The sequence below is a fragment of the Pseudomonas sp. WT-JTC genome (genome assembly GCF_056711565.1).
The window spans coordinates 3,592,080-3,609,075 of sequence record NZ_CM160042.1; the positions used below are offsets into that span (position 1 = coordinate 3,592,080).

Here is a 16,996-nt window from a genome sequence, read left to right on the forward strand (position 1 = left end):
CCTCATGGGGCTGTAACCGGCGGCGCGGCCTTCCTGGAGGGAAGACTCGGGCTGTGCCACACTCTCTAATCAACTGACTTGATCACTTGACCAAGTCAATTGACCACATAGCAAACCACATGCCAAATCATGGAAATGAAGTTAATTAGCTTAGTTATCAATGTGTTAGAAGTTATATCAATCTGCCAGGCAACAGCTGCTCACTCACGTGCGCACCAGCTTGTGTCAGCAGGCCGCACCAATCTGGGAATTTACGAAACAATCGTTACGTATTATCCCCGCATTGGAATGAGCTATTCATGTATGCCATTGGCAATAAAAACCCATGCGCCGATCCACATCGGCTCATGACTCGCAGACCAGTCATGCTGTAGCATCCGCCGGCGTTGACGCCGAAGCCCAGGCAGGCGCTACAGCAGGAACAATGGAGATTGCTTGACTATGGCCAGAGTGGGCGCTGAATTACGTAGACAGGACTTCGTGGAAGCCACTGTCAAAGTGATTGCTGAACATGGGGTTGCCAATGCAACGACTCGACGTATCGCCGCTGCCGCAGGCTGCCCTCTCGCGTCGCTGCACTACGTGTTTCATACAAAAGACGACCTCCTCTATGCGGTCTATGAGTCTCTTTTCAACTTGCCACACCAGGCCCTGACGAACGTTCCTGCGGGGACTACCGCAGCCGAAACGACAGCGGAAATGCTTCGTCAATTAGTCACGTGGTTCTCCACCAACCCCGACATAGCCAAGGCACAAACCGAGCTTTTCTTCTGGGCCATGCGCAACAACCCCGAGATGGCGACCAGGATCTACGCGGTAGCAATAGAAGCAACGGAACAGGCCATGGAAAAAGCCATCGGTGCACAATTCGACAAGACCTTCTTGAAGGCCACAAGTCGACTGTTGGTTCACCTTGTAGATGGTCTGATCATCGCCTGGTCCGCTCATGGAGACTTGGCACGGCTGGAGGCAGAAACTGAAACGGCCTGCGAAGCTGTGGCGCTATTAGTGGCCAGCCGCTGAACATTTCAATCCGTATCTACCTGACGATCATCAAGCTGTACCCCGGTGGGTGATCGCCGGGGCCTGAGTGATTTGTTGAGCTGTGGCGGATATAGCTGTTGGAGATACCGGTGAAGTATGGCAAGTCAGTGCTCACCAGATCATGGTTGCATCTGGCGACTCTGTCTGAGCACAAGCCTTGTCATCGAACTTGCTTACAAGCTACTGACCAATTGACCTCCATCCACTGCCAGAACGCTACCGTTCATGAACGCACCGGCATCGCTGGCGAGTAGAAGAAACGGCCCTTCCAGCTCGTGGAGTTCGCCTAATCGGCGCATGGGAATCAGCTCATGTATGTAGTTGATGCCCTTGTCACTATCGAAAAAAGCTTCATTCATTTCCGTCTTGAAGTAGCCCGGGGCTATGGCATTGACGCGAATCTTGTGGCGCGCGAGCTCCAGCGCCAGCGACTTGGTCAGTTGCACCACGCCTGCTTTGGCGGCGCAGTAATGGCTATAGCCGGTGCCGACTCGTAGCCCCAGTATCGAGGCAATATTGACGATGCTGCCGCTACGTCCTGCTTTAACCAGCCGCTGCGCTGCGACCTGAGCAACGCGCCAGACACCGTCGAGGTTGGTCGCCAGCATTGCACGCCAATCTTCCTCACCGATTTCCAGCGGCCGCTGGCCATTGCCGATGCCGGCATTGTTGAGCACAACGTCGACTACCCCGAAGTGCGCTTCGGCGGTGTCGAAGGCCGACTCGACGCTGGCCCGGTCTGTGACGTCGAGAGCGACCGTCAGCGCCTGGCCACTCTCCCACTCGATGTCCTTGGCAATTTGTTCGAGCCGCTCGACGCGCCGCGCAGCGAGCACGACGCGGGCGCCAGCGCGAGCGGCGATCCGCGACAAGTGCGCGCCAATGCCGCTGGAGGCGCCAGTGATCAACACCGTTCGGCCGGCTAAGGAGAAGCGCTGGGCGAAGTCGCGATCCATCAATACACCTCGACTGCGATGCAGATGACGTACAGAGTAAACTGGCTGGCCCAACGCTGTGACATGGCACCATTGACCGCGCCACAAGCGGCCTGGGTAATCAGTGTGTGGGCAGTGGAGTGAATTACGGTTTTTTTCATGGTGGTGCCTTGTATGCATATTGGGTTCCCTCTCCCTCTGAGAGAGGGCCAGGATAAGGGAGATGCGTGGTCGCCCTCATGACTCGTCCTGCTCCCGGAGCGAGAGGGAATTTCAGATGATTTCGATGCGGGTATTGCCAGCAGCGACCAGGCGCTCCAGCAACGGTGCCGGCTGGAACCACATCTCACCGTACTCGCCGAGTACGTGACGATAGTGCTCAATACCAGCCAGCACCTTGTCCAGTCCCAACTGCTCGGCATAATGCATCGGGCCGCCGAGATGAGCCGGAAATCCGTAGCCGTTGATCCAGACCAGATCGATGTCGCTGGCGCGCAGAGCGATGCCTTCGTCCAGCAACTGGATACCTTCGTTGATCAGCATGAACATGCAACGATCATGGATTTCCTGATCGTCGATGGAGCGTCGGGGGACTTCCAGCTCGTCGGCAAGGCGCTCCGCCAGCACCAACACCTCGTCGTCCTCCTTACAGTTGCGGCCCTCATAAAGGTAGAAGCCTCGCCCGGTTTTCTGGCCGTATCGCCCCAGGGCATAGAGTTCCTCTCCAAGACGGCAGTAACTTTCGTCATGGGCAATGGCGGCCCGATTCGAATCGCGTATCAGGAAACTCACATCGATACCGGCAAGGTCCAGCATGCTGAATATGCCCATATTCAGGTCCAGGCCGGTGAGCACACCGTCTACCTGTGCCGGTGTCGCCCCCTCCAACACCAGGCGATGGGCTTCGCGGGAATAAGGCTCGAGCATGCGGTTGCCGATGAAGCCAAAGCAGACGCCGGAGAGCACCGGGAGCTTACCGATATGCTTGGCGATCTTCATGGTGGTTGCCAGTACATCCGGTGCGGTGGCCTTGCCGCGTACTACTTCCAGCAGGCGCATGACATTGGCTGGACTGAAGAAGTGCAGACCGATCACGTCCTGCGGGCGGGAGACGGTGGCCGCAATGGCGTCGACATCGAGTGACGAGGTGTTGGTGGCGAGGATGGCACCTGGCTTACACACCTTTTCAAGGGTGCGGAATACCTGCTGCTTGATTTCCATCTGCTCGAACACCGCTTCGATCACCAAGTCGGCATCGGCCAAATCGTTGTAGTCAAGGGTGCCGAATAGCAGGTCCATGCGCTGCTCCAGTTGTTCGGCGGTCATCTTTCCGCGCTTGACGCTGATCTCGTAGTTTTTGCGGATCTGCATCAGGCCGTTGTCCAGCGCCTCCCCCTTGAGCTCAAGCAGCGCTACAGGGATACCGGCATTGGCGAAGTTCATGGCGATACCACCGCCCATGGTGCCGGCTCCGATTACCGCGACCTTATCGATCTTGCGCAGCGCAATGTCCGCCCCAATACCTGGAATGCGTCCGGCCTCGCGCTCAGCGAAGAACACATGGCGCAGCGCCTCGGACTGGCGGGAAGCTTCGGCCTGCTTGAACAACGCCAGTTCTCGGGCGAGCCCCTCCTCCAGCGGCAGCAGGCAGGCCGCTTCCAGCGCAGAAAGCACCAGGCGCGGGGCCAAACGGCTTTTCCAGCGAGGTTCATGCTCGGCGCGGTAGCGGGCGAGGAAATCACCCGGCAGGTCTTCGGCCGGTTCCGGCCAAGCCTCTGCCGGCCGCGCCGGGGCGCAGCAGTCGATCAGTTCGTCAGCATAAGCGCGCGCCTCATCCAGCAGTTGCTCGGCGCCGGTAGCTATGCGGTCGAGGATGCCCAGCATGCGAGCGCGTTCGGAGTCGATCTGTTGACCTGAAAGAATCAGATTCAGCGCCGATTCAGCGCCGATCAGCCTTGGCAGGCGTTGGGTCCCGCCAGCGCCTGGCAACAGGCCCAGGTTTATTTCCGATAAGCCCACTCGAGTGCCTGGCTCACCAATCCGGTATCCACAGGCCAGAGCCAGCTCCAGGCCGCCCCCCAGGGCCAGCTTGCCTATAGCGGCAACCAGAGGTTTGTGGATCTGGGTCAAGCGAACCAGCGTGCTGGGCAAGTCCGGCTCGGCGAAGGAGGCATCGGTGCCGAATTCGGTGATATCGGCGCCTGCACTAAACATCCCGTGCTCGCCGTAGAGAATGATGGCCTCCACCCTATCGTCCGCGGCTGCGCGCTCGCAAGCGTTGATAATAGCGGCGCGCAGAGGCTGGCCGAGTGCATTTACCGGTGGACAGGCCAGGCCTATCAGGGCCAGACCGTCTTCGAGACGATAGTGGATGAGGTCGCTCATTGGGGGATCCTTATGTTGCTGCACGACTGCTTTTACGCCGGGCGCGCGGGAGTACGCTCGTTGGCCGCGGTTCGTCAAAAATGCCTGAAGACTTCTTCGATGCTGATGATTGGATAATTCGGGTGAGCGTTGGAGACGCGACTCGAAACCGCTGATCCAACGGCGTAGATAGCCCCCGAAACCAGTATCGCGGTCATGGTTACAGTCAGGCAGGAGAGCAGGAATCGGCGCATCGGAAACCTCCGTCATTTGGCGGGAGCCAAATGCAGTGTCTTTTGTTATTGAGGGTTTCGATTCTGGATAACGGCCGATGCAAAAGCTTGGCAGATCACGCCATGTATTTTGCAGTTCATGACATTCAAACGCCTCAGAACCTGGCCAAATTTGAAAGCCGAGACCTGAGCAAATAATGTCTCAGATGAAGTAATTTGCTCATGCTCTGTGTTTTTCGTTGCAGTGATGAGCTTTTCCTGCACAATTCCCGGCGTTGAAATTCGATCCGAGACCGACTGATGTCCCTGACTCCGCAAGACGAAAGACTCATCAAGGCGCTGGCCCTGGCGATCGTTGATCGCCCGCGGGCGACGCTCAAGGAACTGGCTGAAGCTGCTGGCGTGAGCAAGGCTACGCTGCATCGCTTTTGCGGCACCCGTGACAACCTGGTGCAGATGATGGAAAGCCACGGTGAGACGGTGCTGAACCAGATCACCACCACGACCGACCTGTTGCACAGCGAGCCGGTGCAGGCGCTGCGTAGTCTGATCAATGAGCATTTGGCGCATCGTGAAATGCTGGTTTTCCTGCTCTTTCAATATCGCCCCGACACCTTCCCCGTAAATGGTGAGGGGGACCGTTGGCAGTCTTATGCCGATGCCCTTGATGCTTTCTTTCTGCGCGGCCAACAATTGGGTGCCTTCCGCATCGATGTCACCGCAGCAGTCTTCACGGAACTGTTCCTGACCATGATCTTCGGCATGGTCGATGCGGAGCGCCGTGGGCGCGCGGCCAGTGCCAACTCAGCCAATGTAATGGAGCAGATGTTCTTGCATGGCGCTGCCAGCGTAGTACGTCCCCAATAATCCCCCCTCGCTCCTCCCAAAAAAGAGCCCCGCAACCTGACGGTCCACGGGGCTAAAAAACAGGTTGGATGCACCAACCCAAGGAGCGCTGCCAGGTTCCTATCTGGCCTTTACTTGCGATGACCATCCCCCGCCCAGCGAGCGGAACAGATCGACCAAGGCAATCTGTCGCTGAGTGCTGACCTCAATGAATGCTGTCTCGTTGACGAAGCTGGTGCGCTGGGCATCGAGGTAACGCAGGTGACTGTCAATGCCACCTTCATAACGGGCCTTGGCCAGCTTCAGCGTCTCGCTGCTGGTATTGGCCAGCGCGCGTCGGGCGGCTTCTTCCCGGCGCAAGGTGTCGGTAGCGGCCAGTGCATCGGCGACCTCGCGAAACGCCTTCTGAATCGTGCCCTCATACGCCGCCACCGCAGAGTCCTTGCGGGCTTCGGCCAGACTCAGCCCTGCACTGTTGCGGCCGGCATCGAACAACGGCAGCGACAGGTTCGGCACAAAACTCCAGGACCGAGAGCCACCGTCGAACAAGCCGGACATTTGCGCGCTGGAAGTGCCGAAGCTGCCCGTCAGACTGATACGCGGAAAGAACGCCGCACGTGCAGCGCCAATGTCGGCATTGCGCGCCTGCAGTCGATGCTCAGCGGCAAGAATGTCCGGTCGGCGCTCGATCAGCGTCGACGTGGTGTCGGGTGCGATGTCCTGAACCAGCATCGGTTCCTTCTGCAGCCGTTCGGGAATCGACTTCGCCGCGTCTTTGGTGCCGAGCAACAGTACCAGCGCGTTAAAGGCCTGCTGTTTCTGACGCAGATTGTTTTCCTGTTCTGCTCGCGATTGCTCCACTAACCCCAACGCTTCCTGGTAGTCCAGTGCAGTCGCCGTGCCGTTTGAACGGCGCTGGCTGATCAGCGCGAACGAGTACTCGCGGCTGATCAGGGTCTGCTGGGTCAGATCCAGACGACGCTGGGCGCCATCGTGAACCAGATAGGCCTGGCTGACTTCGGCGATCAGGGCGATCTGCGCGGCGCGGGCGGCTTCTTCGGTGGCCAAGTATTCTTGCAACGCGGAGTCACTGAGGCTCTTCACCCGGCCGAACAGATCCAGCTCGTATTCAGGCAGCGACAGGCCGACCTGATAGTCGCTGGTAACGCCCGGCCGGCCGTTGTCGGCCAGATCCGCCGGCAAGCGCTGGCGATTGCCCGCTGCGTTGGCATTCAACCCCGGTACCCGGTCGGCTCGCTGGATGCGGTATTGCGCCCGGGCCTGCTCGATATCCAGAAGCGTCTGGCGCAGTGAGCGGTTGTTGTCCAGAGCGATCCCCACCAGGCGGCGCAGGTCGGGATCGACGATAAACGTCTGCCACACCAGTTGGTTGATCGGACTGCCTTGCTTCGTCTGCTCACCCGCCCAGTTATCCGCAACCGGGGCAAACGGCCGCTCATAAGTGGGCGCCAACGAGCAACCGCCCAGCAACATGGCGATCACCAGCGTAGAAAAAGCTGAAATACGCATGAGTCACTCCTGAGTCAAAGCGGGTTGTTCAATGGATGCCGGTTTACTGCGCAGCATCGACAGCACCCAGACAAAACAGATCGGTACGAACAGCACACCCAGCAAAGTTGCGCTGAGCATGCCGCCGATCACCCCGGTACCGATTGCACGCTGACTCGCAGCCCCTGCCCCAGTTGCCATCGCCAGCGGCACGACGCCGAGGATGAAAGCCATGGAAGTCATGACAATCGGCCGAAAGCGCAGGCGTGCGGCCTCGATGGCTGCGTCGCGCAGGCTATAACCTTTCTCCCATAGCTCTTTGGCGAACTCGACGATGAGGATCGCGTTCTTCGCCGCCAGACCGATGATGGTGATCAGCCCCACCTTGAAATACACGTCGTTGGGCATGCCGGCGACCATTACCGCGAGTACCGCACCGATGGCACCGATCGGCACGATCAGCATCACGGTCAGGGGAATTGCCCAGCTCTCATAAAGCGCGACCAGCAACAGGAACACCACGAGGATCGCGAGTGCGAACAGTTGCGTCGCCTGACCGCTGGAGACCTTTTCCTGATACGACAGGCCGCTCCACTCGTAGCTGAAACCCGCCGGCAATTGCGCTGCGATTCGCTCGATTTCCGCCATGGCTTCACCGGTGCTGTATCCCGGCCCGGCGTCACCGACGATCCGGATCGACGGATAACCGTTGTAGCGCACCAGTTGCACCGGGCCTTCTTCCCAATGGGTGGTGACGAAGGCGCTGAACGGCACCAGATTGCCCGCGCTGTTGTGCACGTACAGTTTGAGCACACTTTCCGGGGTCATCCGGTCGCCCTGCTCGGCCTGCACTACCACACGCTGCTGACGGCCCGCGTTGGTGAAGTCGTTGATCACCTCCGATCCGAACGCGGCTGACAATGCACTGCTGATCGACTCGAAACTCACGCCCAGGGTACGGGCCTTGTCACGGTCGATCTCCACCCGCAATTGCGGCGACTCGGCCAGGCCTTCCATCATTGCGTAGAGGATTTTCGGGTTGCCGTTGGCCTGCCCGAGCAACTGGTCGCGGGCTGCGATCAATGCTTCCCGGCCCAGGCCGGCGCGATCCTGCAGGCGCAGTGCAAAACCACCGGAGTTGCCCAGGCCATCAATCGGTGGCGGAGGCACAGCCATCACTGCGCCGTCATTGGTCACGGCAAATTGCTCGTTCAGCGCCGTGACTTCCGCCATGGCCGATTGATCTTCGCCACGCAGCGACCAGTCCTTGAACACCGGAAATGCCAGCGCCGCGTTATCGCCCATCCCGGAAAAGCTGAAGCCCGATACCAGGAACGTCGACTGGACCGCGTCACGGGAGGCGAGAAACCGCTCCAGTTGTTCACCGGTGGCTTCGGTACGGGTACGGGTCGCGCCCGGTGGCAACTGGACGTCGACGATCATGTACCCCTGGTCCTCCACGGGCACAAACGACTCCGGCAAGCGCAGATAGAAGTAACCGAGCATCGCGATAATGCCCACGTACACCAACATCATCCGGCCGGCACGCGATACCAGCCCCTTGTTCAGAATCGAGTAACGCTCGGTGAGCCGGGCGAAGCCATGGTTGAAGGCGCCAAAGAACCCGCGTTTCTCATGGTGTCCTTGTGGAATCGGCTTGAGCAGTGTGGCGCACAGCGCCGGAGTGAACGTCAGCGCCAGGAAGCCCGAGAACAGAATCGACACCGCCAGCGACACCGAGAACTGCTGGTAGATCACACCCACCGAGCCGGACATAAACGCCAATGGCATGAACACCGCCGACAGCACCAGGGTGATACCGATGATCGCTCCCGAAACCTGCCCCATCGCTTTGACTGTGGCGTCAACCGGTGACAGCCCCTCCTCAGCCATGATCCGTTCAACGTTCTCCACCACTACGATGGCGTCATCCACCAGAATGCCGATCGCGAGCACCATGCCGAACATTGTCATCATGTTCACCGAGAAGCCCAGCAGGTACATCAGCAGCAGCGTGCCCAGCAGACACACCGGTACCACAATCGACGGGATCAACGTGTAGCGGATGTTCTGCAGGAACAGGAACATCACTAGGAATACCAGCACCATCGCCTCGATCAAGGTATGGATCACCTTCTCGATAGCGACATCGACGAAACGCGAAGTGTCGTAGGGCACGGAATATTCCACATCGTCCGGGAAGTACGCCGACAGTTCGGCCAGGCGCTCCTTGACTGCCGTCGCGGTCTGGATCGCGTTGGCACCGGGGGATAACTGGATCGCCGCCGCTACCGCCGGTCTGCCGTTCAGACGCGAGTTGAAGTTGTAACTCTCTTGGCCGACTTCCACGCGGGCGACATCCGCCAGTTTGACCGTCGAGCCGTCCTCGTTGGCGCGCAGAACGATGCGTGCGAATTCGTCCGGATTATCCAGAGTACCTTTCACCGCCAGCGTGGCAGTCAGCTCCTGCTGGCTGCTGGTCGGTGTACTGCCGAAGCTGCCGGCCGGCACCTGCACGTTCTGCCCGCGGATGGCTGTGCTCACGTCGTCGATGGACAGCCCGTAACCCACCAGTTTCTGCGGGTCGATCCAGACGCGCATGGCCGCTTCAGAGGAGAAGAATTGCAGCTTGCCGACGCCCGGCACCCGGCGCAGTTCGTTGTTGATGTTGCGCGCGGCATAGTCACCCAGAGCGGTCGTATCACTGTGCTGGGTGCCTTCCTTGTAGTTGAGCGCATAGATCAGCAGGAAACCGGCGCTGGTCTGCTCCACCTCCAGCCCTTGGGTGAGCACGGCTGGTGGCATGCGTGCTTCAGCCTTTTTCAGGCGGTTTTGCACGTCAACCTGGGCGAGCTGCGGATCAGTGCCGGGCTGGAAGGTGACCACAATCTCGGCAATGCCGTTGGAGTTGTTGGTCGACTCGAAATAGAGCAGGTCCTTGGCACCATTGAGCGACTCCTCGATCACACTGGTGACCGAGTCCACCAGCACTTTCGCCGAGGCGCCGGGATAGGTCGCCGTCACCTTGATCTGCGGCGGCGCAACGTTGGGATACTGCGCCACCGGCAGCATTGGGATGACCAGCAGGCCGGCCAGGGAGATGAACAACGCCACCACCCAAGCAAAGTTCGGGCGTTTGATGAAAAACTGAGACATCGGAAAATCCTCGCGGCGACTGCGCCCTTACTGTTTCGACTCAGGCGACTGAGCCTGGGCGTGGGCGTGGGTCTGACCAGGTGCGACCTTGACTCCAGGTTGCAGGCCGGCAAATCCGCCGACAATCACCTGATCGCCCGCCTTCAATCCCTCACTGATCTGCCAGCGCGAACCCTGCATGCCACCGGTGACTACATTGCGTGATTCGACCCGGTCGTCTGCGCCGACCACCATCACCTGGGCGGCGCCATCGCTGCCGCGTTGCACCGAGCGTTGCGGTACGAGAATGGCCTGGTTGTCAGTGCCTTGTGGTGTGCGTACACGCACAAACATGCCCGGTAACAGGACACCGTCGGTATTGGCAAACTTGCCGCGCAACGACACCTGGCCAGTGCCACGATCTACCGCGACATCGGTAAACATCAGCGCGCCCTGGCGCTCGTAAGCGGTGCCGTCGACCTGAATCGACAGCGCCTTGTTGTCGTCGGCGGAGAGTTTTCCTCCCTTGAGCGATTCGCGCAGACGCAGTGCATCAGCGGCCGACTGGGTGAAATCGACATAGACCGGATCAAGTTGCTGAATTCGCGCCATCAACGTCGCTTCACCCTGGCCGACCAGCGCGCCTTCGGTTACCAGCGCACGGCCGACGCGGCCGGAAATCGGCGCAGTCACCGAGGCATAATCGAGGTTCAGCCGGGCGCTTTGCAGATCGGCCTGGGCCGAACGGGTTGCCGCCTGAGCGCTGCGCAGGTCTGCCGTGGCACTGTCGAAATCCTGTTGGCTGACCGCCTCGATCTTCACCAGCGGCTCATAGCGTTTGACCCTCGCCTGAGCCTCAAGCACGACGGACTGGGTGCGGGCCAACTCACCTTCGGCGCGCGATAAAGCAGCTTTGAGCGGTGCTGGGTCGATCTGAAACAGCAGGTCGCCGGCTTTAACGTCAGCACCTTCTTCAAAGCGTTTTTGCATCACGATGCCGGGTACCCGTGCGCGCACCTCTGCGACCCGCATCGGTTCGACCCTTCCCGGCAGCTCCGTAGTCAGCGCCAAAGGCTCAGTCTTCACCGCCAAAACTTCTACCGGGCGCGCCACTTCGGCCATGCTCGCTTGTTCATTCGCCGGCCCACATCCGGCCAGCACAATGGCTGCCGCCAGCGAGCCCGCCATCCCTACTGCACGCAAATTGCCCATAACTCACCCGAGGCTTGATTGAATTTGGTGCGAATGCTACTTTCGAAACCCTAATGAGTCAAATAAGTCTCATTTGAGAAGATAATGAACCTTCTATGAACGTCGCTTGAGGCTTGGTGATGAACCCGATTTCCCATGATGAACACCTGCTCAAGACGCTTACCGTGGCCGTCGTCAGCCGGCCGCGAGCGACGATGAAGGAGCTGGCGCAATTGGCAGGCGTGAGCAAGGCGACCCTGCACCGCTACTGCGGAACACGGGAAAACCTGGGGCAACGACTGGAGGAATACGCCGAGGGCACGCTCAATTTGATTATCAAGAGCGCCGGCCTACAGCATCTGGAACCACTGGACGCACTGCGTCGACTGATCCGGGAACACCTCGCCCATCGCGAGTTGCTGGCCTTTCTGATGGCGCAATACCGCCCTGATTTCCTTGACTTCGAGCGGGGTGACACACGCTGGCAGTTTTACCTGGAGGCGCTGGATGGATTCTTCCTGCGAGGCCAGCAAAAAGGGTTGTTTCGCATCGACATCACCGCGGCCATTTTTACCGAGCTGTTCATCACTCTGGTCTACGGCCTGGTGGATGCCGAACAGCGCGGGCGTGCCGCCAATGCTGATTCGGCACGAACGCTTGAGCAGATGTTCCTGTATGGAGCCCTGTCTGGCGGCGAGCTCCGCAAGCACACGTCTGTACAGGAAAGAACGCTTTAGTCCTCAGAAATGCGTGAAGGCATCGCTGATGCTGGCAACCGGTGGGTGATTGGAATGATAAACAACAGTGTGGTTAGCGGGCCGAGTCTGAAAATAAAGCGCACCCGAAATCAGCGCGACCACCAGGAAAGCGAACAGGAACCGACGCATCGAATACCTCCATCGTCCAGCCTTGAGCCGAACGCAGGTCTTTTGTTATTGGTGGTTCAAGTCTGGTCTCGGGACCAGGGTGAAAGCTTTGCAGATCGCGCCAGAGATTTTGCAAATCGTGCCAGTGCTCCCTTGGCCACAGGCTGTGCTTCATTCGGGGGATCGAGATGATGTCCACTGTCCGTGGTACTGCTCTGTTAGGGTTCAAGGAGTTCGCTGTCAGTCAGGGCATCGATCCGGATTCGGCGCTGGCTGAGGTTCATCTGCCTGTAGACCTGCTGGATGCGCAACTTTCCGGCGCCCAGTTCAATGCCTTGATCGAGTTGTGTGCGATGCGTTCGAACAATCCCTTGTTCGGCTTGCAGTTCGGCTTACGCCAGGGCACGCAAAGTCTCGACACCCTGCTCTACGCCATGCGCTGTTCCGGCAACGTGGGCGAAGCGCTGAATCTACTAACTCGCTATTTCCATGTTCATAGCGACGGCGCGCAAGTGCGCCTTGAACGTCAGGCTGGCAACGCCCTGCTCCTGTATGAAATCACCGAGGGAGCGGTGATCTCGGTACGCCAGACGGTGGAGTTGGCGATGGCAATTGCTGCTTGTCTGCTCCGGGAACTGTTGGGGCAGGCCTGGAAGCCGCGAGGTCTGATGTTGCGCCATTGTGCCCCGGAAAACCGCCGTACCTATCGCGCGCTGTTGGGTGTACCTCCGCGCTTTGACTGCCCCGTCAACGCATGGGTATTTGATGAGTCACTGCTGGCGATACCTCTGGGAGCGATTGACGTCAGGTGTCAGCAATTGGCCCAGCAACACATCAATGAGCTGGCCCGCGTGACGTTGCAGGAATTGCCGTCTTACGTACAAAAACTGCTGCGCAACCAGCTTGCCAATGGCCCGGTCACGCTTAGCCAGATGGCCGAGCACATGATGATCAGCCCGCGCTCCTTGCAACGCTATCTTCGGGCACAAGGCACAAGATTTCAGGAACTGCTGGACGACACCCGCCAGGCAATGGCTGCGCGTTACCTCTGCGATTCGTCGATCAGCCTGACGCAACTGGCAAGCCTGTTGGGTTACGCCGACCTGAGCACATTTTCCCGGGCTTTCACTCGCTGGAATGGCATCAGCCCGCAAAAGTGGAAACGGCGAATGCAGCTAACTCTTCGGTAAATGACATGGCTCCCAATCCGTTCATTCGTGCACTCAGCCTGGCGAGATTCGATCAATTCGCCCGCCATCAGGGCCTGGACCCGAGCCAGATGCTACGTAGGGCTTCTCTGCCTGTGTCTTCGCTGCAGCGCCCGGAAGATATCCTGTCCTTCCAGCACTATTGCGGCTTGCTGGAGCTGTGCCAACAGCGTTCGAATAACCCGTTGTTCGGCCTGGAATTTGGGCTCTATCAAGGGATCGACGTCTTCGGTGATATTTTTTTCCTGATTCACAACACCCGAACCATCGGTGATGCCTTGCTCGAGCTGCGCGCCAATTTCGCGTACTACAACGGCGCGGCGCATATCGACCTGGACGTGGTCGACGGCGTCGCGTTGCTTGGTTACCGGACCGATGGGGTGGTGATTGACGGATTGCCTCAAGCAGAAGAACTGGCGTGTGGTGTCGGTATGCAACTGATGCGAACCTTGGCCGGGGATCAATGGCAGCCCGATGCAGTAATGCTCCGTCATGCACCCCTTGCAGACGAGTTCGTCTATCGGCAGGTGTTGGGTATCACGCCGACCTTCTCTGCAGCGCACACCGGACTACTGTTTGACGCTTGCGTGCTGGCGCAGCCGCTGGATTGCGCCAGCGAAACCCTGCATCAACTCATCGCTCAACATCTGTCGGGCATGGAACGCTTGTCAGCTGACGAGACGCCTGGCTATGTCAGGCAATTGCTGCGCAATCTATTGCCTAGCGGTCGTGCGACGATCGAAAGAGTGGCCGACTGTATGGCCGTCAACCCGCGGACCTTGCAACGCCACTTGGCTCAAGAAGGTACGTCTTTTCAGCGGTTGCTGGATGACACACGCCAGCAATTGGTACGCAATTACCTGCAAGTCCCGACGATTAGCCTGACTCAAGTGGCACAGCTGCTGGGTTACGCCGATGTCAGCACGTTCTCGCGTGCGTTTCATCGCTGGTTTGGTCTGTCTGCGCTGGAGTGGTGTAAGCAGTCGGGGTTAAGCAGGCAGCCTTTATTGCTTCAGAATCGAATGAAAGGTCGATTGTGAATCGTAAACGTAAAACCCTGCGATTGAGCAACCTGTGGTGAAAGTAGCTTTTTTGCATCAATCGGATTTGCAGCGAGCGCCTGCCTTCAGTTGTGTAGCCGCCTTGTGCGAAAGGCAGCTATCGGCCGATTCTGTTGAAAAAGTAGCTCCCCTATTTGGCCTGCGGCAAAATTACTGCATCGGCCAGCAGGGAAGCACGCAGCATGATGGGACAGTTATCAAGTGGGCAGGAACGGCTGTTTTACTCGTTCAACCTTGAAGATCACATCCCCGCCAATCATCTTCTGCGCAGCATTGATCAGTGCCTCGATCTGAGCGACCTTCGCCATTATCTTGCCGATTTCTATAGTCCGATTGGAGGTCCGTCGATTGATCCTGAACTGATGATTCGCATGCTGATCGTGGGCTATTGCTATGGCATTCGCTCCGAGCGGCGGTTGTGCGAAGAGGCCCATTTGAACCTGGCGTATCGCTGGTTCTGCCGGTTGAGCCTTGAAGATGAAGTCCCTAATCACTCGACCTTTTCCAAGAACCGACACGGCCGCTTTCGGGGCAGTGATCTGTTTCGCTGGTTGTTCAATGAGGTGCTGCGCCGCTGCATGGAGGCGGGGTTGGTCAAGGGCGAAGGCTTCGCCGTGGACGCCAGCATCATCAAAGCGGATGCCAGTCGGCAGCGCGGCGTACCGGGTGATGAACAGGTCAACTGGAGCGATCCGGCCCTGTGCACCCGCGCCCTGCGTGAGTACCTTGAAGCCCTCGATGAAGAGGCTTTGGCCGAAACGCTACCGAAGCGTTTATCACTGACTGATCCTCAGGCTCGCTGGACCGCTGCTCCAGGCGGCCCAGCGTTCTACGCTTACTCGACGAATTATCTGATCGATACCGAGCACGGTGTCATCGTGGATGTGGAACCTACACCGGCTCATCGCACGGCCGAGGTAGAGAGCACCAAGATCATGATTGACCGGGTCGAGGCGCAGTTCGACATCAAGCCGGAACGCCTTATTGGCGATACCGCGTACGGCACTGCGCCGATGCTGGCCTGGATGGTGGAGGAGAAAGACATCGAGCCGCATGTGCCGGTGTGGGACAAAACCGAGCGCAAGAACGACAGTTTCTCGAACAACGATTTCCACTGGAATGAAGAGACTGAGGAATACCGCTGTCCGGCCGGCAACGCATTGCGCAGCGAATGGCGAGCCTTCAAGAATAAGCGTTCACACGTCACCAAGGCCAACACCATCATCTTCCGATCCCGGCAGGCCGACTGCGTTGAATGTCTGATGAAAGCCCAATGCTGCCCGAACACTGCGTTCCGCAAGATCGCTCGCAGCGTCCATGAAGCCGCGCGTGATGTGGCTCGGCAAATCGCAACGACACCTGCGTATGTGCGCTCTCGCCACGAACGTAAAAAGGTCGAAATGTTGTTTGCCCACCTCAAGCGCATCCTGAAATTGGATCGCCTGCGCCTACGTGGCATGAGTGGCGCAACCGATGAGTTCACTCTGGCCGCTGCGGTGCAGAACCTGCGACGGCTGGCCAAATTTACCTCTCAAGGGCCACCGGTCACGGGATAGGTGCGTCTGCACGAAACAAAAACCCTAAAACCAACCCAATAACCGAGCGGCAAAGCTCAACGAAGGGCCGAAAAACCACTCAATGTGGTGAGTAGGTTCTCCAGTGCTGGTCGTGCCTGAGTTCAGGCCAACTGAAAATCCGACTTTTTCAACAGAATCGGCCAATTGCGGCCCTTCATGAATGGTAGAAATCCAACGCAAAATTGCTCTCTGGAAATGTCAAACAAACGTCGGCAGGTAATGCTGAGACCCAGTGCTTAGAGTGTCATGATTGGCCGTAGCAATGCCTGACCTTCGTACAATGCGGACAGATAACGCTCGCGCATTTGCTCGATGGTCATGCGCGATGCATGCGTCGTCAGCGTCAAGGCCGCCTGCAACTGCCCTGCCCGATCAATCAGCGGCACACTCAAGACTCGCATACCCACTTCGTATTCCTGATCCACCAGCACGTAGCCACGCTGCGCCGTCAAGGCGATTTCGCTGCGGATCTGTGTTTCATCGGTGAGCGTGTAAGGCGTAATGGACCGTGGTGGGTTGCGGGCGAAATAGGTGTCGAGCGCATCCGCCGAGAGGCTCGCCAGCCAGAGGCGGCCGCTGCCCGTGCAATACATTGGGACCCGGGAGCCGGGGCGGATCGACATCGACGTTATATGGCTGTAGCGGCTGCGCACTATATGCACGATGTCATCACCATCGCGAACGCCTACCGATACGTGCTCTTGAGTTGTTCGAGCCACCTGCTCGACGATCGGCCGCAGCATGCGTGGCAATACTGCCGAATCGACATAGGCCTGGCCGATACGCAAGGTCTTGGCGGTCAGCCAATATTCGCGACCATCGGTCTGCGCGAAATCGTCATGCACCAGCGTCAGCAAGAACCGTCGGGCGGCGCTCTGGGTCATACCAGTCATGCGCGCCGCATCGGGCACGCTCAGACGTGGATGCTCCTGGGAAAACAGCTGCAACAGCGCCAGGCCCTTTTGCAGGCCGACAATCAAATCCCGTTGATGGATGGTGGGCTGCTTCATCGGTTGGAATTCTTTGT

The 16,996-nt window shown here is 58.6% G+C and carries 14 protein-coding genes; 6 read left to right on the plus strand and 8 right to left on the minus strand.

What is annotated here, in order from left to right; translation table 11 throughout:
- Window positions 1-441: 441 nt before the first annotated feature.
- Window positions 442-1,023 (plus strand): TetR/AcrR family transcriptional regulator, encoded by a 582-nt coding sequence (locus AC06G5_RS16410; RefSeq protein WP_414873012.1) that lies wholly within the window; start codon window positions 442-444, stop codon window positions 1,021-1,023.
- Window positions 1,024-1,217: 194 nt separating this feature from the next.
- Here AC06G5_RS16410 and AC06G5_RS16415 read toward each other — a convergent pair whose 3' ends face one another.
- The 3 genes from AC06G5_RS16415 to AC06G5_RS16425 form a co-directional block, all read right to left on the minus strand.
- Complete coding sequence (locus AC06G5_RS16415; protein WP_480457587.1) at window positions 1,218-2,000, minus strand: SDR family NAD(P)-dependent oxidoreductase; 783 nt, start codon at window positions 1,998-2,000, stop codon at window positions 1,218-1,220.
- Entirely contained in the window at window positions 2,000-2,140 is a 141-nt protein-coding gene (locus AC06G5_RS16420; RefSeq protein ID WP_480457589.1) for a hypothetical protein, read from the minus strand. Before AC06G5_RS16420 ends, AC06G5_RS16415 begins: the two co-directional genes overlap by 1 nt.
- 112 nt (window positions 2,141-2,252) lie before the next feature.
- Complete coding sequence (locus AC06G5_RS16425; protein ID WP_480457591.1) at window positions 2,253-4,364, minus strand: 3-hydroxyacyl-CoA dehydrogenase NAD-binding domain-containing protein; 2,112 nt, start codon at window positions 4,362-4,364, stop codon at window positions 2,253-2,255.
- Between the two features lie 512 nt (window positions 4,365-4,876).
- Here AC06G5_RS16425 and AC06G5_RS16430 point away from each other — a divergent pair.
- Entirely contained in the window at window positions 4,877-5,443 is a 567-nt protein-coding gene (locus AC06G5_RS16430; RefSeq protein ID WP_480457593.1) for a TetR/AcrR family transcriptional regulator, read from the plus strand.
- Window positions 5,444-5,542: 99 nt separating this feature from the next.
- Here the strand turns inward: AC06G5_RS16430 and AC06G5_RS16435 are convergent, their stop codons facing one another.
- The 3 genes from AC06G5_RS16435 to AC06G5_RS16445 are packed head-to-tail and all read right to left on the minus strand — an operon-like array spanning window position 5,543 to window position 11,278.
- A complete protein-coding gene (locus AC06G5_RS16435) occupies window positions 5,543-6,952 on the minus strand; it encodes an efflux transporter outer membrane subunit (protein WP_480457596.1) in 1,410 nt (469 codons plus the stop codon).
- Window positions 6,953-6,955: 3 nt separating this feature from the next.
- Window positions 6,956-10,087 (minus strand): multidrug efflux RND transporter permease subunit, encoded by a 3,132-nt coding sequence (locus AC06G5_RS16440; RefSeq protein ID WP_480457598.1) that lies wholly within the window; start codon window positions 10,085-10,087, stop codon window positions 6,956-6,958.
- Between the two features lie 27 nt (window positions 10,088-10,114).
- Window positions 10,115-11,278, minus strand: coding sequence for a MexC family multidrug efflux RND transporter periplasmic adaptor subunit (locus tag AC06G5_RS16445; protein WP_480457600.1), 1,164 nt, complete (start codon window positions 11,276-11,278; stop codon window positions 10,115-10,117).
- A gap of 119 nt (window positions 11,279-11,397) precedes the next feature.
- Between AC06G5_RS16445 and AC06G5_RS16450 the strand changes: the two genes are divergently transcribed.
- On the plus strand, window positions 11,398-11,994 hold the full coding sequence (locus AC06G5_RS16450) for a TetR/AcrR family transcriptional regulator (protein WP_480459900.1): 597 nt from the start codon (window positions 11,398-11,400) through the stop codon (window positions 11,992-11,994).
- Window positions 11,995-11,997: 3 nt separating this feature from the next.
- Here the strand turns inward: AC06G5_RS16450 and AC06G5_RS16455 are convergent, their stop codons facing one another.
- Window positions 11,998-12,144: a hypothetical protein gene (locus tag AC06G5_RS16455; protein ID WP_457265862.1), complete on the minus strand. Its 147-nt coding sequence runs from the start codon at window positions 12,142-12,144 to the stop codon at window positions 11,998-12,000.
- A 167-nt stretch (window positions 12,145-12,311) separates the two neighbouring features.
- On the opposite strand from AC06G5_RS16455, the gene AC06G5_RS16460 reads away from it, so the two are divergent.
- From AC06G5_RS16460 to AC06G5_RS16470, 3 genes are all read left to right on the plus strand, one after another.
- Complete coding sequence (locus tag AC06G5_RS16460) at window positions 12,312-13,313, plus strand: AraC family transcriptional regulator (RefSeq protein WP_480457602.1); 1,002 nt, start codon at window positions 12,312-12,314, stop codon at window positions 13,311-13,313.
- A 5-nt stretch (window positions 13,314-13,318) separates the two neighbouring features.
- The gene (locus AC06G5_RS16465) at window positions 13,319-14,371 is read left to right on the plus strand and encodes an AraC family transcriptional regulator (RefSeq protein ID WP_480457604.1); all 1,053 of its coding nucleotides are present in this window, start codon (window positions 13,319-13,321) and stop codon (window positions 14,369-14,371) included.
- A 203-nt stretch (window positions 14,372-14,574) separates the two neighbouring features.
- Entirely contained in the window at window positions 14,575-15,948 is a 1,374-nt protein-coding gene (locus AC06G5_RS16470) for a transposase (RefSeq protein ID WP_480459901.1), read from the plus strand.
- Window positions 15,949-16,205: 257 nt separating this feature from the next.
- Here AC06G5_RS16470 and AC06G5_RS16475 read toward each other — a convergent pair whose 3' ends face one another.
- The gene (locus AC06G5_RS16475) at window positions 16,206-16,979 is read right to left on the minus strand and encodes an IclR family transcriptional regulator domain-containing protein (RefSeq protein WP_480457606.1); all 774 of its coding nucleotides are present in this window, start codon (window positions 16,977-16,979) and stop codon (window positions 16,206-16,208) included.
- Between the last annotated feature and the right edge of the window lie 17 nt (window positions 16,980-16,996).